The organism is Luteibacter sp. (assembly GCF_009912395.1).
Classification (GTDB): Bacteria; Pseudomonadota; Gammaproteobacteria; order Xanthomonadales; family Rhodanobacteraceae; genus Luteibacter.
Genome location: NZ_WNDO01000020.1, coordinates 1 through 26,498 on the forward strand (window position 1 = coordinate 1; position 26,498 = coordinate 26,498).

The 26,498-nt window shown below is 66.6% G+C and carries 22 protein-coding genes; 7 read left to right on the forward strand and 15 right to left on the reverse strand.

Going from position 1 to position 26,498, the window contains the following annotated elements; translation table 11 throughout:
* Positions 1 to 941 precede the first annotated feature (941 nt).
* Positions 942 to 2,552: an ABC-F family ATP-binding cassette domain-containing protein gene (locus GAK28_RS16975; protein WP_291781799.1), complete on the forward strand. Its 1,611-nt coding sequence runs from the start codon at positions 942 to 944 to the stop codon at positions 2,550 to 2,552.
* A gap of 9 nt (positions 2,553 to 2,561) precedes the next feature.
* Here the strand turns inward: GAK28_RS16975 and GAK28_RS16980 are convergent, their stop codons facing one another.
* The 6 genes from GAK28_RS16980 to GAK28_RS17005 all read right to left on the reverse strand — a co-directional run bounded on the left by GAK28_RS16980 (position 2,562) and on the right by GAK28_RS17005 (position 12,540).
* The gene (locus GAK28_RS16980) at positions 2,562 to 4,394 is read right to left on the reverse strand and encodes a beta-galactosidase family protein (protein ID WP_291781803.1); all 1,833 of its coding nucleotides are present in this window, start codon (positions 4,392 to 4,394) and stop codon (positions 2,562 to 2,564) included.
* 10 nt (positions 4,395 to 4,404) lie between these two features.
* Positions 4,405 to 7,401 (reverse strand): TonB-dependent receptor, encoded by a 2,997-nt coding sequence (locus GAK28_RS16985; RefSeq protein ID WP_291781806.1) that lies wholly within the window; start codon positions 7,399 to 7,401, stop codon positions 4,405 to 4,407.
* Between the two features lie 130 nt (positions 7,402 to 7,531).
* Complete coding sequence (locus tag GAK28_RS16990; protein WP_291781809.1) at positions 7,532 to 9,442, reverse strand: enterotoxin; 1,911 nt, start codon at positions 9,440 to 9,442, stop codon at positions 7,532 to 7,534.
* Positions 9,443 to 9,512: 70 nt separating this feature from the next.
* Positions 9,513 to 10,436, reverse strand: a complete 924-nt coding sequence (locus GAK28_RS16995; RefSeq protein WP_291781812.1) for a 1-phosphofructokinase family hexose kinase — start codon at positions 10,434 to 10,436, stop codon at positions 9,513 to 9,515.
* Entirely contained in the window at positions 10,433 to 11,362 is a 930-nt protein-coding gene (locus GAK28_RS17000; RefSeq protein ID WP_291781815.1) for a carbohydrate kinase family protein, read from the reverse strand. Before GAK28_RS17000 ends, GAK28_RS16995 begins: the two co-directional genes overlap by 4 nt.
* Positions 11,359 to 12,540: an SIS domain-containing protein gene (locus tag GAK28_RS17005; RefSeq protein ID WP_291781818.1), complete on the reverse strand. Its 1,182-nt coding sequence runs from the start codon at positions 12,538 to 12,540 to the stop codon at positions 11,359 to 11,361. The genes GAK28_RS17000 and GAK28_RS17005 overlap by 4 nt, the downstream gene beginning before the upstream one ends.
* 77 nt (positions 12,541 to 12,617) lie before the next feature.
* On the opposite strand from GAK28_RS17005, the gene GAK28_RS17010 reads away from it, so the two are divergent.
* From GAK28_RS17010 to agaR, 3 genes are read left to right on the forward strand one after another with little or no spacing between them, the layout of a single operon-like run.
* Complete coding sequence (locus GAK28_RS17010; RefSeq protein ID WP_291781820.1) at positions 12,618 to 13,523, forward strand: fructose-bisphosphate aldolase; 906 nt, start codon at positions 12,618 to 12,620, stop codon at positions 13,521 to 13,523.
* A 10-nt stretch (positions 13,524 to 13,533) separates the two neighbouring features.
* Positions 13,534 to 14,760, forward strand: a complete 1,227-nt coding sequence (locus GAK28_RS17015) for an amidohydrolase family protein (protein WP_291781823.1) — start codon at positions 13,534 to 13,536, stop codon at positions 14,758 to 14,760.
* 9 nt (positions 14,761 to 14,769) lie between these two features.
* Positions 14,770 to 15,573, forward strand: coding sequence for a transcriptional repressor AgaR (gene agaR, locus GAK28_RS17020; protein WP_291781825.1), 804 nt, complete (start codon positions 14,770 to 14,772; stop codon positions 15,571 to 15,573).
* Between the two features lie 152 nt (positions 15,574 to 15,725).
* On the opposite strand, the gene GAK28_RS17025 is transcribed toward agaR, so the two are convergent.
* Both GAK28_RS17025 and GAK28_RS17030 read right to left on the reverse strand, forming a co-directional pair.
* Positions 15,726 to 17,126, reverse strand: coding sequence for a PAS domain S-box protein (locus GAK28_RS17025; RefSeq protein ID WP_291781829.1), 1,401 nt, complete (start codon positions 17,124 to 17,126; stop codon positions 15,726 to 15,728).
* Positions 17,127 to 17,197: 71 nt separating this feature from the next.
* A complete protein-coding gene (locus GAK28_RS17030) occupies positions 17,198 to 18,112 on the reverse strand; it encodes a LysR family transcriptional regulator (protein WP_291781832.1) in 915 nt (304 codons plus the stop codon).
* A 114-nt stretch (positions 18,113 to 18,226) separates the two neighbouring features.
* Here GAK28_RS17030 and GAK28_RS17035 point away from each other — a divergent pair, with 114 nt between their 5' ends.
* Entirely contained in the window at positions 18,227 to 19,462 is a 1,236-nt protein-coding gene (locus GAK28_RS17035) for an MFS transporter (RefSeq protein ID WP_291781836.1), read from the forward strand.
* Here GAK28_RS17035 and GAK28_RS17040 read toward each other — a convergent pair.
* A complete protein-coding gene (locus tag GAK28_RS17040; RefSeq protein ID WP_291781839.1) occupies positions 19,455 to 19,862 on the reverse strand; it encodes a hypothetical protein in 408 nt (135 codons plus the stop codon). The genes GAK28_RS17035 and GAK28_RS17040 overlap by 8 nt on opposite strands.
* Before the next feature lie 131 nt (positions 19,863 to 19,993).
* Here GAK28_RS17040 and GAK28_RS17045 point away from each other — a divergent pair, with 131 nt between their 5' ends.
* Together GAK28_RS17045 and GAK28_RS17050 are read left to right on the forward strand one after the other, a co-directional pair.
* Positions 19,994 to 20,746: an AraC family transcriptional regulator gene (locus tag GAK28_RS17045; protein ID WP_291781842.1), complete on the forward strand. Its 753-nt coding sequence runs from the start codon at positions 19,994 to 19,996 to the stop codon at positions 20,744 to 20,746.
* Between the two features lie 60 nt (positions 20,747 to 20,806).
* On the forward strand, positions 20,807 to 21,739 hold the full coding sequence (locus GAK28_RS17050) for a DMT family transporter (RefSeq protein WP_291781845.1): 933 nt from the start codon (positions 20,807 to 20,809) through the stop codon (positions 21,737 to 21,739).
* A gap of 59 nt (positions 21,740 to 21,798) precedes the next feature.
* Here GAK28_RS17050 and GAK28_RS17055 read toward each other — a convergent pair whose 3' ends face one another.
* From GAK28_RS17055 to ftsB, 6 genes are all read right to left on the reverse strand, one after another.
* A complete protein-coding gene (locus GAK28_RS17055; protein WP_291781849.1) occupies positions 21,799 to 22,464 on the reverse strand; it encodes a DUF1345 domain-containing protein in 666 nt (221 codons plus the stop codon).
* 102 nt (positions 22,465 to 22,566) lie between these two features.
* On the reverse strand, positions 22,567 to 23,586 hold the full coding sequence (gene truD / locus GAK28_RS17060; protein ID WP_291781851.1) for a tRNA pseudouridine(13) synthase TruD: 1,020 nt from the start codon (positions 23,584 to 23,586) through the stop codon (positions 22,567 to 22,569).
* Positions 23,587 to 23,597: 11 nt separating this feature from the next.
* The gene (mgtE, locus tag GAK28_RS17065; protein ID WP_291781854.1) at positions 23,598 to 25,007 is read right to left on the reverse strand and encodes a magnesium transporter; all 1,410 of its coding nucleotides are present in this window, start codon (positions 25,005 to 25,007) and stop codon (positions 23,598 to 23,600) included.
* Positions 25,004 to 25,480 (reverse strand): 2-C-methyl-D-erythritol 2,4-cyclodiphosphate synthase, encoded by a 477-nt coding sequence (gene ispF / locus GAK28_RS17070; RefSeq protein WP_291781856.1) that lies wholly within the window; start codon positions 25,478 to 25,480, stop codon positions 25,004 to 25,006. Before ispF ends, mgtE begins: the two co-directional genes overlap by 4 nt.
* Positions 25,477 to 26,166, reverse strand: coding sequence for a 2-C-methyl-D-erythritol 4-phosphate cytidylyltransferase (gene ispD, locus GAK28_RS17075; RefSeq protein ID WP_291781859.1), 690 nt, complete (start codon positions 26,164 to 26,166; stop codon positions 25,477 to 25,479). Before ispD ends, ispF begins: the two co-directional genes overlap by 4 nt.
* A complete protein-coding gene (gene ftsB, locus GAK28_RS17080; RefSeq protein ID WP_291782058.1) occupies positions 26,166 to 26,492 on the reverse strand; it encodes a cell division protein FtsB in 327 nt (108 codons plus the stop codon). Before ftsB ends, ispD begins: the two co-directional genes overlap by 1 nt.
* Between the last annotated feature and the right edge of the window lie 6 nt (positions 26,493 to 26,498).

Below are 26,498 nucleotides of genomic sequence, written 5' to 3' on the forward strand. Positions count from 1 at the left end.
CGTTTAGCCGCGTCCGGAAGGGCTCCGGGACGTCCGTGGACCGCGTGGGTCGGGCGGTGGGTGTGAGAATGCCTTAGACTTTGGCTTAGCCATCGTCAACTCCTATGGTTGATTGCTGGTTAGCGGGTCAGAGGTGGTGGTACACCTCTGGCCCGCGCTTCTTACCGCTTACGAGCGATGGTTGTTTGCCGACACGTGACACGAACCCGCAAACAACGCGTGCACGGTAGCAAATTACGTGCGTGCTTGCATATGGAAGGATTCTGAAAAACGCTGCGCGCTTGCGCGCGATCACACGTTATCGATGACCTGGCCCGCTACGCGGGATCGCGCGCAAGCGCGCTCCTACAAGTCACCTCACCGTCGTTCCTGCGCACGCAGGAACCTAGCACCTCGGTTCACCAGCAACATGACGACGCTGCATCGGCCTTTACGTAGGTAACGCACTCGCGACAACCCATCGCATCGCGCTGGATTCCAGCGCCTCGGTTCACCAGCAACACGTCGACGCTTCATCGGCTTTTACGTAGGTGACGTACTCGCGACAACCCACTGCATCGCCCTGGGTTCCAGCGTGCGCTGGAACGACGTGAGGGGGTTTGTAGGTTGCCTCGCTGTTTGCGCGCCCTCCACGTCGCGGGCAGGTTGGCCCTTGGGGCCGCCTGAGCAGAGGGCCGTGTAACGGCCCGCTCCGAAGGACTGCGCCGAAGGCCCCAAGGGCCAATCCGCCCGGGGCACAACGTAACGTCCGAGCGCAAAGCGGCGAACGCCGCTAAACACACGAGCCGCGCAGCGGCTAACCGCATCCCCCTCCCGTGGTACCATCGCGCCATCATCCTTCCCATAGAGGTACTCGTCCAATGCGCCAGTGATGCCGCCGTTACCAACGGCCAGGAAGTCCGCCCCCACGGGCGTCTTTTCGCATCCCTGGAATTCATCGCATGACGACTACTCTTCTGACGCTCGATAGCGTCTCGTATGTCTTGCCGGACGGCCGCGCACTGTTCTCCGGACTCGACTTCTCCTTCGACACCACACCCACGGGCCTCGTCGGACGCAATGGCGTAGGCAAGAGCGTGCTCGCACGCTTGCTGGCCGGCCAACTCACGCCAGCGGGTGGCCGCGTCGTGGCGCACGGCGTGGTGCACTACCTTGCACAGGACATCCCTCGCGATGTCGGACTTACCGTGGCGGATATCGCGGGACAGGGCGATATCGTCCGTGCGCTCGCTCGCATCGAAGCAGGAAGCAGTGATCCCAACGACTTCGACACCGTAGGAGATCGATGGGACGTGGCGCGTCGTCTCGGCGACGAACTGGCACGGCATGGACTCGATTATCTGGATGGCGCCACAGCAGCCTCGTCGCTGAGTGGTGGCGAAGCCACACGTGTCGCCCTGGTGGGTGCATTCCTGTCTGACGTGGACATGCTGATTCTGGATGAGCCCAGTAACCATCTCGATCACGCTTCCCGGCAGGCGCTTGTAGAACGGCTCATGGCATGGGATCGGGGCCTGATCGTCGTCAGTCATGATCGCGCCCTACTCCGTCGCATGGAGCGCATCGTCGAATTGTCCGAGCAAGGGTTACGTGCTTACGGCGGCAACTACGATGATTACGCGCAAGCTCGCGACGCGGAGCGCGACGCCGCAGCGAACCAGTTGGCCCAACGCAAGGCAGAGCGGCGACGCGAGGAACGGTTATTGCGAGAGCGCACTGAACGCGCCGAACGTCGACAGGCGCGCGGTGCCCGTGAGGGACGCGAAGCCAACCAGGCGCCAATCTTGCTCGGTCGGCGCAAAGAGGGGGCGGAAAACTCCGCTGCGCGTTTGCGCGAACAGAACGAGCGCAGCCGCGAAACGCTGGATCAGCGTGTACGTGATGCCGCCATGCGCGTGGACCGACGCCCTGCCCTGCATATGGCGACGTCGTCCACCGGTGAAGGGCCGCAACGCGTGGCGCTTCTGGATAACGTGGTCTTGCCTTATGTAAGGGGTGACGCGCGTGCGATCTCGTTGACCATCCTCGCCGGACAGCGCATCGGCGTCGTAGGCTCGAACGGCTCAGGGAAGTCCACCCTGCTACGTGTGCTGGCCGGGATGCTTGCGCCCTTGCAGGGTGAGCGCCACGTGCCCGTGCCGGTCGCATGGCTCGATCAACGACTGGAAGGCCTCGATCCGGCGCGATCCCTTGTCGATACCATGACGGACGATCAGCCGGGCATCGACGAAGGCGCGTTGCGCAGCCGGCTCGCCCTGATGGGGCTCGACGCGCACGCGGCCATCTCACCCAGCGGATCGCTCAGCGGCGGCCAGCGCCTCGCCGCCTGTCTCGCACGGGGCATCCTCGCCGATCCTCCTGTGCGGCTCCTGCTACTGGACGAACCGGGCAACCACCTCGATCTTCCCGCCCTCGAAGCGCTGGAAGACATGCTGCGCCACTACGACGGAAGCCTCGTCGTGGTCTCCCACGACGAGGTGTTCCTGGAGCGGATCGCGCTGACCCACCGCCTGGAGGTCAGCCCGGATGGCTGGACGCTGGAGCCCTGCTGAAGGCTAGCGTCAGCGCGTGGAGAACACCGGATCGCGCAATCCAGCCAGCTTGCCGGCCGATTTTTCGCCCATCTCCAGCACAACTACGTCGTGACGTCCCTTGCGCAGCCATTCGGCGGGCACGAACAGGGTCTGCTGGGGGCCGATGTTCCAGTAGCGACCAAGGTGGTGGCCATTGATCCAGACGTGGCCCTGCGACCAGCCGCGCATGTCGATGAAGCTACCGCCGGCAACCTTGTCCAGTGCGAAGCCACCGCGCAGGAAGCGCGGGCCCTTCGCGTCGAGGCCGGGGTGGAACGGCAGGGTCGACAGATCGTTCAGGGGTAGCGGATAGACCTGCCACTGCGAGAGCACGTCCTTGCCGATACTCACTTCGTGACGCAGGCCCTTGTACTCGTCGGGCACGGCCGAACCGAAGTTGACGCGGCCCATGTTCTCGACGAGCAGGTCGAGGGTATCGCCCTGCTTCAGCGGCGTGGCTAGGGTGCGCTGCCCCAACCGCCGATCGAGCGTGCCGCGCGGCTGGCCGTCGACCAGGACCGTGGCGAAATCGCGTACTGCGCCGACATTGAGGTCGCCCTTCACGTCGGCGTCGAGACGCTTGCAATAAAGGATCAGGCCGTAGTTCTGGTCGAAGGCTTCCATCGGCCGGACACGCACCGACGCCTGCGGCTTCGACAAGGCGGGCAGCGCGTCCAGCAGCGAAACCGACGCGTCGAGATTGAACGTCGGGATCGCCATCGTCGGCGAGGACGCGGGCAGCTTCGGCAGCGTCTCGCCGGGACTCAGGTGGGCACCAATGAGTTTGCGCAAGGCCATGTACTTTGGCGTGAGGCGCCCGGCTTCGTCGATCGGTGCATCGTAGTCGTAGCTGGTGGTTACCGGCTTGTAGACGTGGTCTTCCTCGTTGGCCCCGGCCATCCAGCCGAAGTTGGTGCCGCCATCGACCATGTACAGGTTGAACGACACCTTGTTGTCGATGAACCAGCCCACCGCGCTTGTCGCCACCGCCGTGGTACGTGTCTGGTGCGGCTCGCCCCAGCGGTCGTACCAGCCGGACCAGTATTCGCCGGTCATCTTCGGGTAGCCCTTCAGGTACGGCGCCGATTCGTCGAAGGCTTCCTTCGCGTCGGCGGCATCGCCATCGAAGTTGATCACCGGCAGCAGGCCCGGCAGGGTGCCGGGCTCCATGCGACCGGGGCCCGGTCCATTGGACATGAACAGGGGTACGTCGAAACCGGCGTCGACGATCTGCTTGTGGATCGCTTCGAGGTAGTCGCGATCCTCGCCATAGGAGCCGTATTCGTTTTCGACCTGCACCATCACGATGTTGCCGCCGTGACTGGAGAGCAGCGGCTCGAGCTCCTTGTGCAGGCGCTTGAACCAGGCGTCGGTGGCGGCGAGGAAACGCGGATCGTAGCTGCGCACGCGAAGTCCCGGCGTGCGCAGGAGCCACGCCGGGAAGCCGCCGAAATTCCACTCGGCGTACACATACGGGCCCGGACGCAGGATCACGTCGAGGCCTTCTTCCTTCGCGATGCGCACGAAGGATGCGATGTCGCCGTCGCCCGAGAAGTCGAACTTCCCGGGCTCGGGCTCGTTGACGTTCCAGAAGGCGTAGGTGGTGATCGTATTGAGGCCCATCGCCTTGGCCTTGCGCAGTCGATCGCGCCAGGCCTCGTGCGGTATCCGGGGGTAATGCATCTCTCCCGAACGGACCAGCCAGGGCTTGCCGTCCCTGACGAAATGGTCGCCATCGATCGCCAGCGGCGACCCGGCCCACGACGGCATCGCCAACGCCATGGCGACGCCGGCCAATACGCTCACTACCCTACCCTTCATCGATCACCCCTTAATAGTCGTACGTGACGGAAAAACGGACGTAACGAGGGTCCTGCAGCACCAGAGGCGTAGGGTACAACGGATTGGGGGAGGCGGTGGCGTCCAGGTAGTAGTGCGGGTTGATGTTGAGGGCGACCTGGTTGTTGGTAACGTTAAAGATATCCAGGTGGAACCCAAGCTTGTTGCCCGCGAAGGCCGGCGCATACTTCACGCCAAGGTCGAGCTGGCGCTGCCAGGGCATGTTGCCCGTGGAGCCCGGAGGCGCCGGGCGGCCATTGCAGAAGTGGTAGTTGGAGTTGTAGCCCGCCGGGTCCTCGTTGTTCGGCCCGAACAGACCCAGGCACACGGCCGGGCTGCCGGAGATCAGCGCGAGGTTCGCCGAGACCAGCCATTCCGGTGTCACCTGGTAATAGCCATACAATTTCAACTGGTGCTTGTGGTTGTTGCCTTGCAGGCCGCCGCTGTAGGTCATCAGCTGGCCGAAGTCCCAGTCCTCGGACTGCGACGGGCCATTGGATTGCACGTTCGACTGGGTCAGGCCTTCGGTGTTGCCGTAGCTGCGCGAGAAGGTGTAATCCACGCGGCCGTACCATTTGCCGTCGAAGGGGTGTTCGAGGAAGGCGTCCAGACCGTAGTAGTTGCGCTTGAGCCGGGGAAAGTCGAGCTGGTCGCGGGTGAGCTTCACGTCGTGCGCCCCACCGGCCGCGTCGAGCACCACGAAGGTGTTGCCCTTGCCGCCGTTGACCAGGTAGCAACTGTTGACCGAGGCCGCCTGCACGCCCTGCGCGCGGGCTGCGTCCTTGATGCGGTCCACGTCACAGAAGTCGTCGATGGCGGTGCGCAGCACGCGCCGCGAGAGCTTGGCGCCGTACACCCATTGGTCGCCCATGCTCTTGCTGAAGCCGAGCATGTATTCGTCCTGGTACTCCGACTTCAGCCCCTTGGCGGTGACCGTGCGTGGATCGGGCAGGATACCGAAGGCGTTGTTGGCGGAGACGGGGCCGGACATCTGGGTCAGCCCGATGGGCAGGCCTTCGGGCGAGATACCGGAATACGTGAAATATTGCGTGGTGCTCGTATAGGCGCCCGCCGCGCTGAGCGCCGGAGCCAGCGGCGAACCGAGGAAGTAGCGTCCCACGTTGCCGTACACCTTGAACGAGGCGTCACCATTGACGTCCCAGCTGAAGCCCAGGCGCGGCGCCCACTGTGGCTTCGTCTGTGCGATATAGGCCTGGCCGTTGGCGTTGTAGTTGGTGAACTGGTCGTTGCGCAGGCCCAGCGAAAGCAGCAGGCGGTCGTTCACCTGCCACTGGTCCTCGATGTACTGCGCGCGTTGGCGCGAGCGCACACTCGCGACCGAGGACGACACGTTCTTCATCACGTAGTAGCCGCCCGCCCCGTTCGGGAACGCGCCGGGCGCACCGACGCCCAGCTTCGGCGCGAGGGCGTTGCCGGGATTGGTCGTGTAGCCGTACGACCAGGAATACCCCGGACCGGCTGTCTTCGAACCCTGGTCGACGGCCTGCGAATCCAGGTTGTCGATACCGGCCGTGATCGTGTGGTCGCCGATGGCCCAGGCCAGCGACACGCGCAGGTTCGACGAGCGATTGCCCTGACCGGGGTCGTAGATGCTCGATACCGTCTGGCCCATCGTGCGCGGCGAGCCACCGGTGTAGAGCGGGTTCTGGTTCTGCGTGCCGCTGATATAGGTCAGGCCGTCGTTGTAGCCCACCGGCAGCACGTAGTTGCTCGTGCGCATCTTGCCGTACTGGGCCGAGAGGGTCAGCGCGTCGGTGAGGTAGCCCGTGTACTTGGCGTTCCACAATGTGCCACCACGCTTCACGTCATCGGAGTGGCCCAGCAGGTCGCCGCGACTCAGCGCGTTGTAGTCGTAGCGATAGATGTCGCCGCTGGTCTGGCGCTTGTTGGAGGCGCCGGTGAGTTCGAGGATGTTGTTGTCGTCGATGTTCCAGTCGAGCTTGCCGTACCACTTGGGCATTTTGTACGTGTACGAGGTATAGGGACTGGTCGAGGTCACGTCGCCCAGACGCTTGCCTTCGCTCTTGGCCCATTCGGCGCTGGCGAAGAAGAACAGCTTGTCCTTGACCAGCGGGCCGCCGACATAGGCGTCATACACCGTGTTCCAGGTGGTGTTCTTGCTGCGTGGTACGTACAGCGAACCGGCGACCGGTACCGGTGGCAGGCCATTCTGGTAATAGGTGTTGTTGTAAGACGCACGCGTCGAGGCCGGGTCCCAGCTGACCTTGCCACCGAAATGCCAGTCGTTGCTGCCACGCTTGCCGACCATGTTGAGCACGCCGCCGTCGGAGCGACCGTACTGGGCGCTGTAGCCGCCGGTATAGACCTGCTCCTGCTCGATCGAACCGTACGGCAGCGTCAGGCCACCGGCGGACTGCAACGGGTCCGTCGTGTTGAAGCCATTGATGTAGTACGCGTTCTCGTTGGCGGCCGAACCGCCGAAGCTGATCAGCGAATTGCCCGTCTCACTGGTGAAGCCACCGGCATTGCCAACGACACCCGGTGCAAGCCTCGCCACCGATTCGGCCGAGAAACCCAGCGGCAGGCGCGCCATCTGCTGGGACGTGATGACGGTGCGCGAATCGACACTGGTCACGTCGATCGGCGGGATCGCGTTGGCCGATACGGAGACGCCTTCGAGGTTCTGCGCCGGGCCGGCGGCCTGGAAGGACACGTCGGTGGCGACACCCACCCGCAAGGTCACGTTGGCGCGGGACTGCACGGCGGCACCGCCCTTGCGCAAGGTCACCGTATAACTGCCCAGCGGTAGCTGGGGAATGGCGTAGCGGCCCCTGGCGTCGATCGGCACGTCGCGCTGGAAGCCGGTATCGCTTTCGATATGCACACTGTCACCGGTGTCCGGCGCCACGCTGCCAGCGATGCTGCCTGTGGTGGACTGCGCGAAGGCATGCCCCGCCGCCAGCCCGACCGCGATCATCAACGCCAGCCTACACTTTCGGTACCTCATCGTTTGTCTCCCCGGTGTGGATGCCCTGATCGGCCTGCCCTGATCGAGGCAAAAGCCGGCCCACCGCGGCGTCTCCCCCGCGTTGCGATGAGCCAGCGATGGATGCGCTCCCGGGATCGGGAGCGCGGTGCTACGGCGTCAGTTCCAGGGTCAGTACCTGGAACGGTTCGAGCGTGATCGTCTGCGGCTTGTCGGCATCCAGCGTCAGCGCGGGCTTGCCGGCGTCGGCCTTCCACGGGCTGCGGGCCTGGAAGGCACGCTTCGCGCCGGGCGGCAGTTCGAGCTGGCGATCGAGATCGATCACCGCCAGCTGTGGTTTATCGGAGGGGTTGCGCAGGGTCAGGATGGCCTTGGCCGGCGTCCACGATGCCCATCCGTAGACATCGAGGCGTCCCGGATCGCCGCCGACCCAATGCGTGTCGCGCAGCACGCCCGCATTCGCGCGCGACCATTTCGCCGCTTCGGCCAACGTGTCCCAGTCCTGCGTGGTGAGCAGGTCCGGCGTGATGTACAGCTCTTGCAGGGCCGTACCGCTGCCGAAGTACGAGTGCACCTCGTTGGCGAAGTCATGGCCGGGATCGGTGTTGAGCTTCTTGTTCTCGCGCGCGTAGATGATCCCGTGCAGCATGAGCGAATTGAGCGGGAACAGCGGGCCCTTCTCCACGATGTTGTGGAAGGTCTCGCGATCGCGATAGGTGATCCAGCGTTCGCGCTTGCTGCCCACGCCCACCAGTTCATCGTCTTCGCCATCGCGCCAGATAGAGTCCGCGTACAGCAGCCAGAACGGCGAGGCAAGCGTGCCCGTGGTGAGGTTGATGAACAGGTCGGGACGCGCCTCACGCAGGTCGTCGATAAGGTGGATCGCGGCATCGAAGTCGCTGTCAAACACGCTGCCAGGGAACACCTTGTTCGCGTTGCCCGTGCCGTCGAACTTGAACTGGTTGATGCCTTGTTCTTTCACCAGGTTCATCGTGACATCGTGAAAACGCTGGTAGTACTTCGGTCCGGACAGCGCCATGCCATGATCCACGATCTCGTAGCCGGCCTCGCCCGCGCGCTTCGCGCGCTCCTTGGCGGGCGGACCATAACCGCCCCACGGCGACAGCCACATACCCGGCGCGGCGCCGAACTTCTTCGCGGCCTCGGCCAGCGGATGGAAGCCGTTGGGGAAGTCCTTGCTGAAGGCCCAGCTACCGCTGCGATCGTCCCAGCCATCGTCGAACAGGAATGAATCGAGCTTCACGCCACGCTTCGTCGCCAGGTCGTTGCCGATGGTGTTGATCCGCTCCACCGCCTGATCGGCCGTGTACGGGGTGAAGTAGCCGATGTCGTACCAGGAGTTGTAATGCAGGAAGGTGCGGTACGGATGTGCGCGTTCGCGTTCCACGTAGGTGAGGAAATCGCGACGCAACTGGTTGTCGTGCGTGGCGCCAACCGCGGCGGAATACGTCACCGACTGCCCCTTGCGCAGCGGCAGCTCACGTTCGACCCACAGCTTTACCTGCGTGCCGCCACGGACTTCGCTCTTGGACAGCGGATTCTCGAAACCGAACCAGTCGCGGCCGGACACCACGGGCGAGCCGTCCACCGAGCCCATGACTTCGGAATCGGGCACCTTCGCGCCGAGCAGGTCGACACGACGGATCGCCTCGTCCGCGCGCAGGGCCGTGATAGTGACGATTTCGCGCAGGTAGTCGGAGCCGTCGCGCTGCACCCAGGCCAGGTCGATACGGAAACGACCTTCGCCATCGGTGAAGCGGGCGGTGATCGTCTTGCCGGGAAGACGTTCGGCGCCGCGCGACGCCTTGGGGTCGGCGCGCAGCGTGGACTCGGTCACCTTGCCGTCGATGCGGAAGTCGGCCGGACCGAGGACCTTGCCGTCGGCGAGGGTCAACTGGAACGGCACCGTGATGGGCAGCTCGCGGGTATTGATCCGATCGGTGACGACCACGTCACCGAGGTGGCCCTGGTCGAGCGTCCAGCGCAACGACACGCCACCCTTGCCGAAGTCCTCCGCACTCGCCGTGGTCGCCAACGCCATGGCGCACGCCGCCACCAGCAAACGAAGCCCCTGACTCGCCTTCCCCATCGTGTTTTCTCCCGCTGTGGTTCTATCGATCGATGCGATGGAGACGGACGCGCGGCAACAGCTCGCGCACCGTGTCCATTCTTATGTATCCCGTTTCGTCACCCAGCGCGTTCGCCGCGCCGCAGGCCACCGCAAGGCGCAAGGCCTCGTCCATCCCCTCGCCGCGCAGCAGCGCGACGACCATGCCGGCGAGGAAGCAATCCCCCGAACCGACGGCGTTGCGCACGCCTTCCACGTCCAGGCGCGCATGCCAGACGCCGTTCGCGTCGGCACCCACGGCGCCCTGTCCGCCCAGCGTGACCACCGGATGCCGCACGCCGCGTTCGCCCAGATCGGCCACCACGGCGGCGGCGTCTTCCACATGGTCGATAACGCGACCGACGAGTTCGCCGGCCTCCTGTGCGTTCGGCTTCAGCAGAAAAGGCTGCGCGGCCGCCGCAGCATGCAGCGCGGCGCCACTGGCATCCACGAAACACGGCACCACGGCATCGCGGGCGAGCGTGGCGTAGTAATCGGTGCAAAAACCCGGCGGCAGGCTGCCCGTGCAGACGAGCGCCATGGCCTCGGCCAGCCAATGGCGCAAGCTCTGGTCGAGCACGAGGCGAACGTCTTCGCCGGGATCGACGCCGGATTCGAGGATCTCGGTGGTGCGACCGTCGGCTTCGCGGAGGGCGAGACACTGTCGCAAGGGCGTGGTGGTGTGCACGCCACGAAAGCGCACGCCGCGCACCGCCAGCCATTCTTCGAACCAGTGGGCGTTGGCCGTATCGCAGAGCCCCACCAGCGTGCAGGGCACGCCCAGCGCGGCGATGGTCTGGGCGACATGCACCCCCTTGCCACCGGGACGCGCCACCACGTCACGGGCACGTTGCACGGTGCCGGGCCGCAACGCGTCCAGGTCGACCAGGCGGTCAACGGCGCTGTTGAAGCCGGCCACCGTGATCATGCGGCGATACCCTCCAGCATGGCCCGCACTTCGGCCGTATCGGCCTGGGCAGGCGTGCCACCCAGCGCGCGCGTCGACAGCGCGCCGCATGCGGCGCCCCAGCGCATGCATTCATCGAGAGGACGATGGGCCAGCCACGCATGCAGGAAACCCGCGTCGAAGCTGTCCCCGGCCCCCGTGGTGTCGACGGCCTGCACGAGGAAGGCGGAAACGCGACGGACGATCCCCTCGCCATCGATGCCGATGCAGCCCTTCGCGCCGGTCTTCACCACTACGGTCTGACACATGCCCGACAGCACGCGCAGCGCGTCGTCGACGTGGTCGGTACCGGCGATCGCACACGCCTCCACCTCGTTGGGCAGGAACACGTCGAGCAAGGGCAGCACTTCGCCGATGTCCGTGCCCCACATGTCGTCGGGGTCGTAGCCAGGATCGAGCGAGACGCTGAGGCCTGCGAGGCGCGCCCGCGCGATGAGATGCGGCAGGCCGTCACGAAGGCGGCGCTGCAGGAAATACGAGGATACGTGCAGGTGCGACGCACCTTGCAGGGCCGCGTCGGTCACATCGTCCGCCGCCAGCGCGGCGATGGCGCCGGGATAGGTCACCAGCGCGCGGTCGCGCTCGGACGACAGCGCCACGGTCAACCCGGTTTCCAGCGTGTCGTCCACGATGACGCCTGCCGTGTCGATCCCTGCACGATGCAAGGCGTCGACGCAGTAGCGGCCGCGCTCGTCGTCACCCACGCGACCGACAAAACGCACGGCGGTGCCGAGTTTCGCCAGGCCCATCGAACAGATCATCGACGAGCTGCCCGGCGTCTTACAGAGCCCTTGCGCCAGGATCTCCCCGCCGAACACCGGCAGGCCGTCGACACCGGTGAGGATCAGGTCGACGTTGAGTTCGCCGGCGACGAGGACGGGCTTCACGCGTCGCCCTCCGGCGCATGCAGCGTGAATTCGCCCACCACGCGGGTCAGCACGCCTTCGGACGGCGTGTCCGGCTTATGGCCGAGTTGCAGGCAACGGAAGAACGCGAGCCACTGCCCCACGAAGGTGTGCACGAGCAATTGCTGCGCGGGCGGCAACGCGTAGAGTCCGGGAAGATCGACCGCCAGGCCCGACGGGCCGACGAGTTCGGGGTCGATGTCCTGCCCCACCACCACGCGCGTGGCACCGAGCTGCTTAGCATTGAGTTCGCGCAGCAGGTCGCTCTCGTAGGCGCGTGTCGCGGCATCGCCGGACAGGAACGCCACGAGCAGGCCGTCGCGGTTGAGCCAGGCCATGGGACCGTGACGGAAGCCGAGGAAGGATTCCGCGAGCGTCACGGTATCGCCGCCGCTCATTTCCAGCATCTTCAGCGCCGCTTCGCGCGCCGCGCCGAAGGCGCCGGCACTGCCGAGGTACACCGCCGTATCACGACCGCCCGCGATGGCACCCAGCGCATCGACGTAGATGTCGACGATGCGCTCGGCGAGCGCGGCCACGCCGTCGGCCGGTGCCGCGGCGCCGGGGGCGATCTCGCTCGCGGCGAGCAGCAGGTTGGTGAAGCTGCTGGTCATGACCAGGCTGCGGTCGTTGGTACGGTCATCAAGGACGATGGCGTCCACCCGGGCGTCGTCGGTGTAACGCGTCGCCAGCGCGCCTTGCGCATTGCAGGTGATCGCCAGGTGGTGCCACGAGGGCGCATGGGCCAGCACGGCGTCCACGGCACCCACGCTTTCGGGGCTGTTGCCCGAGCGGGCGATGGACACCAGCAGGCCGCGACCTTCGGCGAGCACGCCTGCGCGATGGGTCAGCAGGTCGCCGGCCGGGATCGCACGGACCGGCACGCCCAGTTCGGCCTGCAACACCGGGGCGACGGCATCGCCCACGTACACCGAGCTGCCGGAGCCGGTGATGACGATGTGCTCGGGACGGAACGCGATCAGGCGCTCGATGAGATCGCGGTGCGCGGCGGCCTGGGAGCCCGCCGTAACCCGCCACGTGGCGGGCTGCTGGAGGATCTCGCGCAGGGTATCCACGTACCCGAGTTCACGCTGGCGGGCGTCCGGCGCGGCACGAAGCGTGGCGAGCTCGGGAACGACATGTTGAGGTTGGACGGTCATTGGGCTTGACTTCGGTATGCCTGAAAACGAAAGATAACGAAACTTTCGATTGCAGGGTATCTCCGAGGAAAACCGACATGCAAGCCTTTTCGACCGAAACCCCCACGCTCGCCAACCTCGACCTGCCCCCGGGCAAGCGAACCCGCCTTCAACGCATCCTGTACGGCCACGGCCCGGCCAACGGCACCCTGCTGGTACTGCCGCTCGACCAGGGCCTGGAACACGGCCCCACGGACTTCTTTCCCCATCCGCCCGCCCTCGACCCGACGTACCAGTTCCGTCTGGCCGAGGCCGGTGACTTTTCCGCCATCGCGCTCGGCATCGGCCTAGCCACCAAGTACATGGGCCAGCATGCCGGTCGCGTGCCGCTGATCCTCAAGCTCAACGGCAAGACCAACATCCCGGGTGACGGCGACGCCACCTCGCCGCAGTTCGCCTCGGTGGAGGATGCCGTGCGCCTCGGCGCCGACGCCGTCGGCTACACGCTGTACGTGGGCTCCCCGCGCCAGCACGACGAACTGCGCCAGCTGCGCCAGGTGCGCGAGGACTGCGATCGCTACGGCATGCCGCTGGTGCTGTGGTCGTACCCGCGCGGCTCGGCCATCGACGCGAAGGGCGGCAAGGGTTCGCTCTACGCGCAGGACTACGCCGCGCGCGTGGCCCTGGAAGTCGGCGCCGACATCGTGAAACTGCACGAGCCAGACGACCGTCGCGATGGCGCGCCCGCGCCGTACGACTCGCTCGCGGAAGACGCCGCGGCGCGCACCTCGCGGGTGGTCCGCTCAGCTGGTCGTACCATCGTGCTGTTCTCCGGTGGCGAAAAGAACGATGACGACGCGGCCGTGCTGCGCAAGGTGGAGTTCTACATGCAGTCCGGTGCCACGGGCGTGATGTTCGGCCGCAACATGTGGCTGCGTCCGTTCGAGCAGGCCGTGGCGCTGACCCGCCAGGTGCATGAGATCATGAAGCGTTATCCGCGATAGGAACCGGCCTGTGACCGACGAGCGCCACGACGAAGCCTGGGCCGGCTGCCTGTGCTGTTCCCCCCCTGTGTCGAAGGCACAGGCGAGCGCGGCACGGGCGTCCGGGAAGAACCCGCTCGAAACGGCGCCCGTCGTCGCCGACCTGCGGCTGGTGGATTTCGCGCCACGCAGCATGCTCGGCGGCAAGGCCACCCGCGTGGAGGTGCCACGCTTCCCCGTGATTGACGTGCATACCCACCTCACGTGGATGCGCAACACACGGGGCGGCGTGTCGCTGGGCGAGGACATGCTGCAGTTTGTCGAACCCGGCGCGCTGCTGCCGTTGATGGACCGCAAGCACATCCATTGCATGGTGAACCTCACCGGTGGCGTCGGTCGTGGCCTGGAGGATTCCATCGCCCGCTTCGACCGCGTCGCGCCGGGACGCTTCCTCACCATGACGGAGCCATCGTTCCACCTGTTCGGCGAGGCCAACTATCCGGCGTTGCAGGCCGATGCGCTGGAACACGCTGCGCTGGCCGGTGCCTGCGGATTGAAGCTGCTGAAGACGCTGGGCCTGTACCTTCGTGAAGGCATCGACAGCGGTGCGCTGGTGGGCCTCGACGACCGTCGCTTCGACCCGATGTGGGAAACCTGCGCCGCCTTCGGCCTGCCGGTGTTCCTCCACACCGCCGATCCCCTGGCCTTCTTCGAGCCCACCGACCGGCACAACGAGCGCTACGAGGAACTGGCCCAGCATCCGGACTGGTCGTTCTACGGCGCCGACTACCCCAGCCACGCCCAGTTGATGGCGGCCCGCGACCGGGTGATCGAACGCCATCCGCGCACCACCTTCGTGCTGCTGCATGTGGGCAACCAGGGCGAACGCCTCGACGATCTCGAAGCCACCCTCGCCCGCTATCCGAACACGATGGTGGACATCAGCGCCCGTATCGGCGAACTGGGCCGCCAGCCGCGACGCAGCCGCGAGTTCATCGAGCGCTACCAGGACCGCGTGCTGTTCGGTACCGATGCCGTGCCGCCGCCCTATGGCGATTCGGTGCCCCAGCAGTTGCTCTGCGACGAGCTGTACGAGATCTACTACCGCTTCCTCGAAACCGAGGACGAATACTTCGACTACGCCCCGTCGGCCGCCCCGCCGCAGGGTCGCTGGTCGATCTACGGACTGGGCCTGTCTTCGGCTATCCTGCGCAAGGTCTACCACGACAATGCCGCGCGCCTGCTACGCCTGGACTGATACGACGACATGAGCGAACGACGCGGAACGACGCGACCGAAAAAACTGCTGATCGAGGAACGGCGACGCGACATCGTCGACCGGGCACGCCAGGAAGGCCGGGTCACCGTCGACGACCTCGTCGATCGCTATGGGGTCTCCGCCGTGACGATCCGCGGCGACCTGGAAAACCTCGAACTGGCCGGCCTGCTCAAGCGCTCGCACGGCGGCGCCGTGCCGCAGGACGCCTCGCAGCAGGACACCCCGCTACCCATCAAGGAAACCCGCCGCCTGGCTGAAAAGCGCCGGATCGGCGAGGCCGCCGCGCGCATGATCGGCGACGGCGAGACGGTGATCCTCGATTCGGGCTCCACCACGGTGGAGATCGCTCGCTGCATCCGCCAGCGCAAGTGGGGCTCGCTCACGGTGATCACCAATGCGCTGAACATCGCGCTGGAGCTGAGCGGCCTGCCCACCGTGCGGGTGATGATGCTCGGCGGCATGCTGCGCCAGACCTCCTATTCGCTGGTGGGCCTGGACGCCGAACGCGCCCTCTCGCGCCTCTCCGCCGACCGCCTGTTCCTGGGCGTGGACGGCCTGGATACCACCGTCGGCGTCACCACCCCCGATCCGCAGGAAGCGTCACTCAACGCCATGATGGTGAAAGCCTCGCGCGAGGTGGTCGCCGTGTGCGACGCGAGCAAGCTCGGCCAGCGCAGCCTGGCCGTGATCGCCCCCATCGGCGATCTGAACGTGGTGATCACCGACACCAGCGCCGGCAAGGCGCACGTGGCCTCGTTGCGTGAACAGGGCGTCGAGGTCGTCTTGGTGTAACGCTCGGGGCCTCGCGACGGCCCCCCCCCGAACGATGGGGCGGCGCGATTGCTCTCATTGAACGTTTGGGGCTCGCGACACCCTCCCCTGTAGGAGCGCGCTTGCGCGCGATGGGGCTCTATCGCGAGCACCCGTCGCGCGCAAGCGCGCTCCTACAAGGGTGTTTCTTCCAGGCGCATGCGCGCCGAGGCCAGCAGGCGGCTGATTCGGTCCGCGGCTTCCTTCGACTGCGACGCGAGCACGCGCACCTCCTCCGCCACGACACCGAAGCCCTTCCCCTCCGCGCCCGCACGCGCTGCCTCGATGGCTGCATTGAGCGACAGCACATGCGTCTGGAAGGAAATCTTCGACACCGTCGAGGCGATCGTCTCCACGCGGCTGGTCAGGTCGAGCACATGGTGGTCCGTATCATGACGCGCGGTGACGTCCTGCCCGTGCATGACCAGGCGCGCCGAGCGACCCTCGGAATCGCGAATGACGCTGACCGTGGCCGTCACGCGCAGATCGCCGCCGTCGTGGCGCTCCAGCACCATCGATGCCGGTGCGTCGCTCTGGCGGTCCAGGGCCGCGCGTCCCGCCGCACCCACCGCCTCGAGGATGTTGGCGCTTCCACGCGGCGCATCACCGCCCAGCAGGTCGCGCAGCAGCGGATTGCCGTTGAGCCAGCAACCATCCAGCGCCCACTCGGCGACGAGGTTGCTGCGATCGATCGCTTGCAGGCGGATGCGATCCTCTTCGCTGCGCAGCTTGGTGGTGGTGATGTTCGCCATGATGGCGACGAACTTCTCGATCATCCCGTTCGCGTCGCGCACGGGGTTGATTACCATCGACACCCAGTACGGTTCCCCATCCTTGCGGTAGTTCAGGATTTCCTCGTAGATCGCCTGCCCCGCATGCAGGCGCTGGCGCACCCCGGCCACCGTACGCGGATCGGTCGCCCGTCCTTGCAACACCGCACCGGGGCGGCGCCCGATGATGTCATCCGGTGCGAAGCCGGACATGCGCTCGAAGCCATGATTCACGTACTCGGCGATGCCGGCGGCGTCGGTGATGATCACCGCGTTGTCGGTGTGGTCGGCCACCATCGACAACAGGCGAAGCGCATCGCGTCGGGCCACCTCGGCGCTGACATCGCGCACGAAGGCCGTGTAGTGGATGCCGTGGTCCAGATGGATGCGCGACATCGCCAGCGACGCCCAGAGCGTGGTGCCATCGGCCCGTTCCAGAAGCACTTCGCGACTGGTGCCCACGATGCGATCCGGCTGGCCACCGCGGTTGGCATCGATCAGGGCATCGTGACCCGCGCGCAGCGCGAAGGGCACCAGCATCGACACGTTGCGACCCAGCACGTCGGCGCGCGGATACCCCCACAGGCGCTCGGCCGCCGCGTTGTAGAAGATGACGCGGTTCGACGCGTCGATGGTGACCACCGCGTCGAGCGCCTGTTCGAGGGTCTGCTCCAGCGTGCGGAACGCGGTGTCGTCGTGCGGCGGCGCGACCGCCTGCGGCAGGTCGAGCCACCGTGCGAGCCATCGCGAAAGCTGCTTCTTCATCGCCGTAACGCTCCCTGATCCATGTGGTGTGCGCGGTTAACGGCATGCCGTCGTGACGGCTTGATGCGATGTCAGGTGGCTGCGACCTTCCGCCACGCCGCATCGGGACAAGGAAACATGTGCTCGCTGATGAAGTCGATGAAGACGCGCAGTTTCGGCAACACATGCCGGCCCGAGGGCCACAGCAGGTTGAAGCAGCTCGATGCGTCGAGGTAGTCGTCGAGAATGGTGACCACCTCGCCGCGTGCCAGCGCACCACGCGAGGAATGATCCGGCACGAACGCGATGCCCTGTCCCTGCGCCGCGAAGCAAATGCGCGTCTGTACGTCGTTGCAGACCATCGACTCGGGGAGACGCAGTTCGGGGCCATCATGACGCAACGGCCATACTTCCAGCTTGCCCGTGCTTGGATAGCGATAGTGCAGGCACAGGTGGCCGAGCAGGTCGTCCGGCGTCTTCGGCTCACCGTGCTCGCGCAGGTACGCTGGCGAGGCAACGAGATGGCGGTCGAAGCTTCCGAGATAGCGCCCGGCCAGGCGCGAGTCGGTGGGCTTGCCGACGCGAATGACGGCGTCGAACCCTTCCTCCACCACGTCAACCATGCGATCGGTGAAATCGAGATCGAGCACTACCTCGGGGTAGCGCCGCGCGAAGCCGGCGAGCACGGGCAAGGTGAGGTCGTTGATGGTGGGCAGGCTGATCCGCAATCGCCCCTGCGGCGAGCCCACGCGTTCGGACAGTTCCACGCGAGCCGCTTCCGCCTCGTCGAGGATGCGCCGGCAACGCACCAGGAAAAGCTGGCCCTCGGCAGTAAGCGTGACGCTGCGCGTGCTGCGATGGAACAGGCGCACGCACATGTCCTGCTCCAGCCGCGCGATGGCCTTGCCGACGGCGGCGGCGCTCACGCCCAGCGAGCGGGCGGCGTCGACGAAACTGCGTGTCTCGGCGACGCGGACAAAAGTCTGGAGACTGCCCAGGCTGTCCATGGGGCGATCCTGATTGCGGACAAATCTGTCCGGATACTGGCGAACTCTACCCGTCTTTTTCCGCAATGAGCGACTGCCTAAGGTGGCGGGCATTCGTTTCCGGAGTGTTCCGCCATGTCTTCCCAACCTTTCGGCGAGCCGACGATCGGCCCCGATGGCAGTCTCTGCGCGACGGCGGACGCCGCCCGCACCGACGCCGCGCCGCTACCGCTGGCCGGCCTGCTTGCCCTGGCCTGCGGCGGCTTCATCACGATCATCACCGAGGCGTTGCCCGCCGGCTTGCTGCCCACGATGAGCGCCGGACTCGGCATCGGCGAGTCGTTGGTGGGCCAGCTTGTCACCGTCTACGCCATCGGTTCGCTGCTGGCGGCGATTCCCCTCGTCGCCACGACTCGGCACTTCCGCCGGCGGCCACTGCTCATGGCCGCGATGGCCGGCTTCATGGTCGCCAACACGATCACCGCCCTGTCGTCGTCCTACGCCTTGATCCTCGTGGCGCGTCTGGTCGCCGGGGTGAGCGCGGGACTGCTCTGGGCCTTGCTGGCGGGGTATGCGATCCGCATGGTGCCGCCTGCGCAACAGACCCGCGCCATGGCCATCGCCATGGTCGGCGCACCCCTGGCGCTGTCGCTGGGCATTCCCGCCGGCACCTTGCTCGGCCAGCAGATCGGCTGGCGCTGGAGCTTCGGCGTGATGTCGGTGATGAGCTTGGGCCTGCTGGCCTGGGCCCGTGCCGCCCTGCCTGACTTCCCGGGCCAGGCGGACGCCGGCCCCCTGGACCTGCGCCGCGTGTTCCACCTGCCCGGCGTGGCCCAGGTGCTTGGCACCATGCTGGTCTTCGTCCTCGCACACAACGTGCTCTACACCTATGTCGCCCCGGTGCTGGCCGTGGCGGGTGTCGCGGACAAGGTGGATCGCTACCTGCTGCTCTTCGGCCTCGCGTCCATCGTGGGCATCTGGCTGGCCGGTGTGCTGGGGGATCGCCTGATGCGCCCGATGGTGATCCTGGGCATCGTCGGCTTCATCGCCGCCGCGTTGATGGTCGCCCTTTGGCCGGCATCGCCGACCCTGCTCGCCATCGCGCTGGCCGTCTGGGGCCTGGCGTTCGGGGGTGCGCCGGCCCTATTGCAGACGGCGCTGAGTCGCAATGCCGGTGCATCCGCCGACATCGCCCAATCGCTTTTCGTCACGGGATGGAACAGCGCCGTGGCCGGTGGCGGGCTGCTGGGAGGCGTGGTACTCGACCACGCGGGCGCGACGACGCTGGCCTGGACGGTGTTGCCCATGCTCGGGGTGAGCCTGTGGATCGGCTGGCATCCGCGCGGCTGGCGGACGCCGGACCCTATTTGACTTCGGCCACGTCGCGCACGCTGTAGACGTCGATCACATACGGCGAACTGGCGTCAGTGGACGGGTGGAAACGTCCGAACACCGTGGCGCTGGCCTGGGCGCCGTTCGAGGCGATGGCCCGACGAAACGCAGCCACGTCGCGCTTATGACTGTTGGTCTCGTCGATGGCGAGGTCGATCTGCCCCTTGCACTGGCCGTCGCTCAACGTGGCAATCTTGCCCTGCGAGGTGGCGACGGCGCGCACAGTCACGGTGGTGTCGACATAGCGACCGGCGGTACCCAGGATCGTACAGACACTGTCCGGCGGCGTTTCGTCCACCGAACGGGCCTCGACCTGGCCCGATATCAGGGCCAACAGGAGCGCGGCCCCCGCCGCCCTCAGGAATGGATGGATATGCATGGTTTTCCCCCTTGCTCGTATCCGCCCGGCGCACGGCGCAGGGCATGGGGAAGATCGGCCGGATTGCGGCATCGCGTCAATAAGAAAATTGCCGATTCGGCGGCGCGGGCCCTGCGTGCTTAGAATGGTGCATGGCTCCGCACCCCCATCTCAACGTCCGCAGCTACGACGGCGACACCGGCAGCGACCGGCATGAGTACGCCCAGATCGTGCTGCCCGTACGCGGCCTGGTCACGCTGGACATCGACGGCCGCGAAGGCCGGGCCGGCACTGCCGTGGCCGCCTTCGTCGCCCATGAGACGCGCCACACGACCATCGGCGAGGTACCGAACCGCTCGCTGATCGTCGACCTCGACCCGTTGCTGGTACCCGACAGCTTCGCCGACCGTCTCGCCGGACGCCCCTATGTGCCGATGACACCGGCGGCGATGGCCCTGGTGGACTACATGCGGCTCACCATCGACGAGGGCCGGCAGACGCCCGAAGGACTCGCCCAGTGGCTGCCGCTGCTGCTCGACGCCCTCGTCCGCGAGGCGCCCCGGCCGGTATCGCGGCTGGCCCGGGTGCTGGCCGAGGTCGAGCACGCGCCCGGCCGCCCCTGGACCACCGCCGACATGGCCGCTCGAGGCGCCCTCAGCGTCAGTCGCCTGCACGAGCTGTTCCGCAGCGAACTGGATACGACACCTCGCACGTGGCTGGCGAACCTGCGCCTGCGCCGCGCGAGCGAGCGCCTCGCGCGGGGCGACGAAGCCATCGCGCGGATCGCGGTGGAAACCGGCTTCGCCGACCAGAGCACGCTCACTCGCGCCATGCGCGACGCCATGGGAATCACCCCCGCGGCCTACCGTCGCCAGCATCGCGAGTCCGGGCCTAAAACCGCGTAGCCGCCGACAAGCCGCCGGCTTGCCCGCTTGGCATGCTGAACGGCCCTGACGGAGGTTTCCATGGCGGTTACGACGAAAACCTGGCTCGGCATCGGCTGCGGCGTGCTCGCCGGCGCCTTGTGGGGCTCCGTGTTCGTCGCACCGGAACTGGTGGGCAACTTCTCCCCGCTGCAACTGGCGGCGGGACGCTATCTCGTCTACGGCGCGATATCCGCGATCCTGCTGCTCCCGCGCTTGCCCTTGCTGGGCCCCTGGCTCACGGCGTCGCACTGGCGCACGCTGGCGATGCTCGGCCTGCTCGGCAACGTCATCTACTACGTCGCCCTCGCCGCTGCGGTGCAATGGGGTGGTGTCGCGGTCACCTCGCTGGTGATCGGTTTCCTGCCGGTCTGCTTGACCCTCGTCGGCAGTCGCGACCATGGCGCCGTCCCCTTGCGGCGATTGGCACCATCGCTGTTGCTGAGCCTTGTCGCCATCGGCTGCATCGCCTGGCAGTCATTCGCGGCCAGCGGCACCGAACGTCCCGCCTTCGAACGCATCGGCGGCCTGCTCTGCGCCGTGATCGCGCTGATCTCATGGACGATCTACGCCATCCGCAACGCGCGCTGGCTGGCCCGGCTGGAGCATGTGTCCGTGCACGACTGGAACCTGCTGACCGGGGTGGCGACCGGCGCGATGTCGCTGCTGCTGGTGCCTGCCGCGCTATGGTTCGATGCGCATGCGCACGATACGTCGGCATGGCTGCGTTTTGCGGCCGTCAGTACGGGTGTGGCGGTGTTCGCGTCGATCGTGGGCAACGGCTTGTGGAACCTCATGAGCCGCCTGTTGCCCCTGACCCTCGTCGGCCAGATGATCCTGTTCGAAACGCTGTTCGCCCTGCTCTACGGATTTCTGTGGGAGTCGCGCTGGCCGCATCCGGCCGAGTGGATCGCGATGGCAGCGGTATCTCTGAGCGTGGTGCTATGCGTGCGGGTGCATGCAGAAAGCACGTAGGAGCGCGCTTGCGCGCGATGGGTGCTGGCGATAACCCCCGATCGCGCGCAAGCGCGCTCCTACGCCTTGCCAGCCGCGATATTCACGCTGATGGCGATGATGAAGACGTTGAAGAAAAACGCGATGGCGCTATGCATGAGCGCGATACGGCGCAGGTAGCGCGTGGTGATCTGTACGTCGGAGACCTGGAAGGTCATGCCGATGGTGAAGGAGAAGTACGCGAAGTCCCAGTAATCCGGATCGTCCGTCTTCGGGAAGTCGAGGCCTTGGTGCTGCTTGCCGAAGTCGCCGTAGTACCCGTGCGCGTAGTGCAGCGCGAACAAGGTGTTCATGAACGCCCAGGAGAGCACGATGGTGAGCGCGGCGACGGCAATGTCCATCACGCCGCCCTTCGACGACGACTGCAACTCCGTGCTTACCGCCGCCAGTACCACGCCGGAAAGCGCGACGCCGCTCAACAGGGTCGTCCACCGGCCACTGTCCTGCACGCGGGCCTGCCGGCGCATGTGGACAGCGTCGGCGTCGCGGAAGATCAGCAGGATGGACACGAGGTAGACGATGGCGCCGAGGTCGAAGCCGAGCAGCAGCGACAGGCGTGGCTGCACGCCGAGCGACGACATGAGCACGCCCGCGACGATGGCGATCGCGGCGGCGATCAGCAGGCGCGGGCGGGCGCGGATGTAGCGCAAGGGGCCCCAGGGTTTACGTGGCGTCACGGTGGTCATGCGGCACTCCTGAGGGCAAGCCCGGAATATATCGTGAGCCTGTAGGAGCGCGCTTGCGCGCGATGGGGGTTATCGCGAGTCCCATCGCGCGCAAGCGCGCTCCTACACGAGGTCTGTCGCCAGTTCGCGCATCACCGTGGTCGCATAGGCGCCGGCCGGTAAGGCGAAGGTGACTTCGAGCGCGTTGTCGTCGAGCCAGCGCCAGGCGAAGTCCGTCGGCTTCAGGCGCAGCGCACGGCGCTCCTGGTCCATCCGCGCCCCGGCAAGGCCCGTCACGATCTCCGGATCGCGCGCCGCGACGGCACGCTCCAGTTCACCCGCCGCGCCACCGGCCGGCGTCTCGCCCTGCCCCCACAACGGACCGGTGGGGTGGATATCGAACCGGGCCAGGCGATCGGCCAGCTTTTCGTCGAAGGCCTCGGGGCCGAACCACGAGCGGGAACCGTCCAGGCCCCAGATTTCGCCGTCGAGCGGCGCGTCCCAGGTGCCGGCCTGCACGCGCTCGGCCAGCACGCCATTGAAGATGTGCGAGCGCGCGGCGGAGAGCAGGATCGAGCGCTTGTCGCGATCCACCCGGCGACCGGCGAACATGGCCTTGGCCTGCTCGACGTTACGACCACCCAGCCCGAAACGCTGTTCGCCGAAGTAGTTCGGCACGCCACGCTCGGCGATCGACGCCAGACGCGACTCGGCTTCTGCCCGGTCGCCTTCCACCTCGCGCAGCACGAGCACGAACCGGTTGCCACGCAGCGCGCCGCGCTTGATCTTGCGCGAATGCCGGCCGAGCGAGGTCAGCGTCACATCGGCATGCGGAAACGTGGACCAGTCCGGATCGGCCTTGCCCGGCAACTGCACGGTGAAGATCTGCGTCGTGACCGCGTGGCGGTCCTTCATGCCTGCGAAACCCACGTTAAGCGGGGGCACGCCGGCGAACTTCGCAACCTCGCGGGCTATCCAGTCGGTGTTGGCGCCGCGTTTTTCCACGCGCAGGAAGACATGCTCGCCCGCGCCATCGGGCTCGTAGCCGAGCATCTCGTCCACGCGGAAGTCATCCGGCGTGGAGCGCAGGCGGGCGCGAAGCGGCGGCATGCCAAAGGCATGGGGAAGGATGTCGTCGGTCATGGTCAGGCGCCTTACAGCAGGAACAGGGTGGCCAACCCAAGGAAGATAAAGAAGCCGCCACTGTCGGTGACGGCGGTGATGAGCACGCTGGAGCCCAGCGCGGGATCGCGGCCGAGGCGAGTCATCAGCATGGGAATGCCCACGCCCATGAAGGCGGCAAGCAAGAGGTTGAGTGTCATGGCTGCCGTCATCACCACGCCCAGCGAGATGCTGCCGTAGAGCAGGTAGGCGACGACGCCGATCGCACCACCCCAGACCAGGCCGTTGAACAGGGCCACGCCCAGTTCCTTGCGCCACAGGCGACCGGCCTGCGAGACGCCAACCTGTTCCAGCGCCATGGCGCGAACGATCATCGTGATGGTCTGGTTACCGGAGTTGCCGCCGATGCCGGCGACGATGGGCATGAGGGTCGCCAGCGCCACCAGCTTCTCGATGGAATGCTCGAACAGGCCGATGACGCGCGAGGCGATGAAGGCGGTGACAAGGTTGATCGCCAACCAGGCCCAGCGATTGCGCACCGACTTCCACACGGAGGCGAAGATGTCTTCTTCCTCGCGCAAACCGCCACGCGACAGCGCCTCGGTCTCGCTTTCCTCGCGGATGAAGTCGAGCATCGCGTCCACCGCGATGCGCCCGATCAGGTGCATGTTCGCGTCGACGACCGGGGCCGTGACGAGGTCGTAGCGCTCGAAGGCCTGGGCGACGTCGTAGGCGTCGTCTTCAGGACGAAAGGTGTTCACGTCGGGCGCCATGATCTCGTGGACCATCTTGTCCGGCGAGTTCACCAGCAGCCAGTGCAACGGCAGCACCCCGGTCAGGACGCTGTCGGCGTTCACCACGAAAAGCTTGTCGGTCTGCGCGGGCAGTTCGTCGAACCGGCGCAGGTAGCGCAACACCACCTCGAGGCTGATGTCCTCGCGGATGGTGACCATATCGAAGTCCATCAACGCGCCGACCTGGTCGTCCTCGTAGGACATCGCGGCCTGCACGCGCTCGCGCTCCTGCGCGTCGAGGCTTGCCATCAGCTCAGGCAGCACCTCGGTGGGCAGGTCGTCGACGAGGTCGGCCAGTTCGTCTGCGTCCAGCGGCTCGACGGCCGCGAGGATCTCGCGGTCGTCCATGTCCGCGATTAGCGATTCGCGGACCGAGTCGGAGACCTCAAGCAGGATTTCGCCGTCCTGGTCGGATTTCACCCGCTGCCAGACGGCGAGGCGATCCTCCAGCGGCAGGGATTCCAGCACATCGGCGAGGTCCGCCGGATGCAGTTCGTCGAGCCGGGCCTGGAGCGACGCGTCGAGCTCCGCAAGGGTGTCTTCGGCGGCACTTTCCAACGCATCGTCACGCCGCCGCAGCAACGTGACGATCGTCTCCAGCCTGTCGTGCAGACGGGACGTCGACGACCGGGCCTCGACTTCGCTCACAAGCGCTGGACCAGCACGCTGGCCATCGCCGCGATACCTTCGCGACGACCGGTGAAACCCAGCGTCTCGGTCGTGGTGGCCTTGATGCTGATGCGGTCGATATCCGTCTCGAGGTCGGCGGCGATCGCCTCGCGCATGGCCTGCGCGTGCGGGTTCACCTTCGGTGATTCACAGATCACCGTGATGTCCGCGTTGCCCAGCACGTAGCCACGCTCGCGCAGCATGTCGCGCACGGCGCGCACGAAGGCCCGGCTGTCGGCGCCACGCCACTTCTCGTCGGTGGGCGGGAAATGCTTGCCGATGTCGCCCAGCGCGAGCGAGCCGAGCAGCGCGTCGCACAGCGCGTGCAGCACCACGTCGCCGTCGGAGTGGGCCAGCAGGCCGTGCGAATGCGACACGCGCACGCCGCCGAGCATCACATGGTCGCCCTGCCCGAAGGCATGGACATCGAATCCCTGGCCGATGCGGATCATCGTGTTCTCTCCAGCAGGAACTCCGCCAGCGCGAAATCCGCCGGCGTGGTCACCTTGATATTGTCTTCCGAGCCTTCGACCAGCAGTGGTGCGTGGCCTGCCCGCTCCATCGCCATCGCTTCGTCGCTGACGACGATACCGTCGGCCGCGGCAAGGCGAAGTGCACGCGCCAGCTCGCCACGACGGAACATCTGCGGCGTGAAGGCGCGCCAGCGACCATCGCGCGGTTCGGTGGCGACACTGTGACAGTCGGCGTCGGCCCGCTTGAGGGTGTCACGCAGCGGCGCACCCAGCAGGCCGCCGCCGGCCGCGCCGGCGAGATCGATAAGGCGTGAGATGTCCGCCGCGCGTACGCACGGCCGAGCGGCATCGTGCACCAGCACGAAGGCGTCGTCGGATACGCCGGCCGGCAAGGCATCGATGCCCGCCAGCACGGAATAACTGCGTTCGCTACCGCCGACGGCGGTGAGCAACGGCTTGCCCAGGATGCTGTCCGTGGCTGCGAAATGCCGGTCGTCGGCCGCGATCACGATGAGCAGGCCGGCGATGCGCGGGTGCGCGGCCAGCCGTTCGAGGGTGTGGTCCATCAGCGGCCGCCCCGCGACCGCCTGGTATTGCTTCGGCCGGTCGCCGCCGGCCCGGACGCCCTTGCCGGCGGCCGGTAACACGCACCAGAGCGCGTCCATCACTGGCCGCCGGTGACGGGCGGCGGAGGCGGCGGCGCGCTGGTCGCGGCCCCCGGCTCCACCACCTGGTAGAACGTCTCGCCGGGCTTGATGAGGCCCAGTTCCTGGCGGGCACGGGCTTCCGTGGCCTGCTCGCCGTGCTTCAAGTCTTCCACGTCGGCAGCCAACGCCTGGTTGCGGTTCTGCAACGAGACGTTTTCATCGGTCTGCTTCTTGACCGACGCACGCAAGGAGTCGACCTCGGCCATCCCCCCACCGCCGACCCACAGCTTCAGCTGCAGCGCGATGAGGATGATGACCAGGATCAGACCGACCCAGCGAAGGATGGCCGC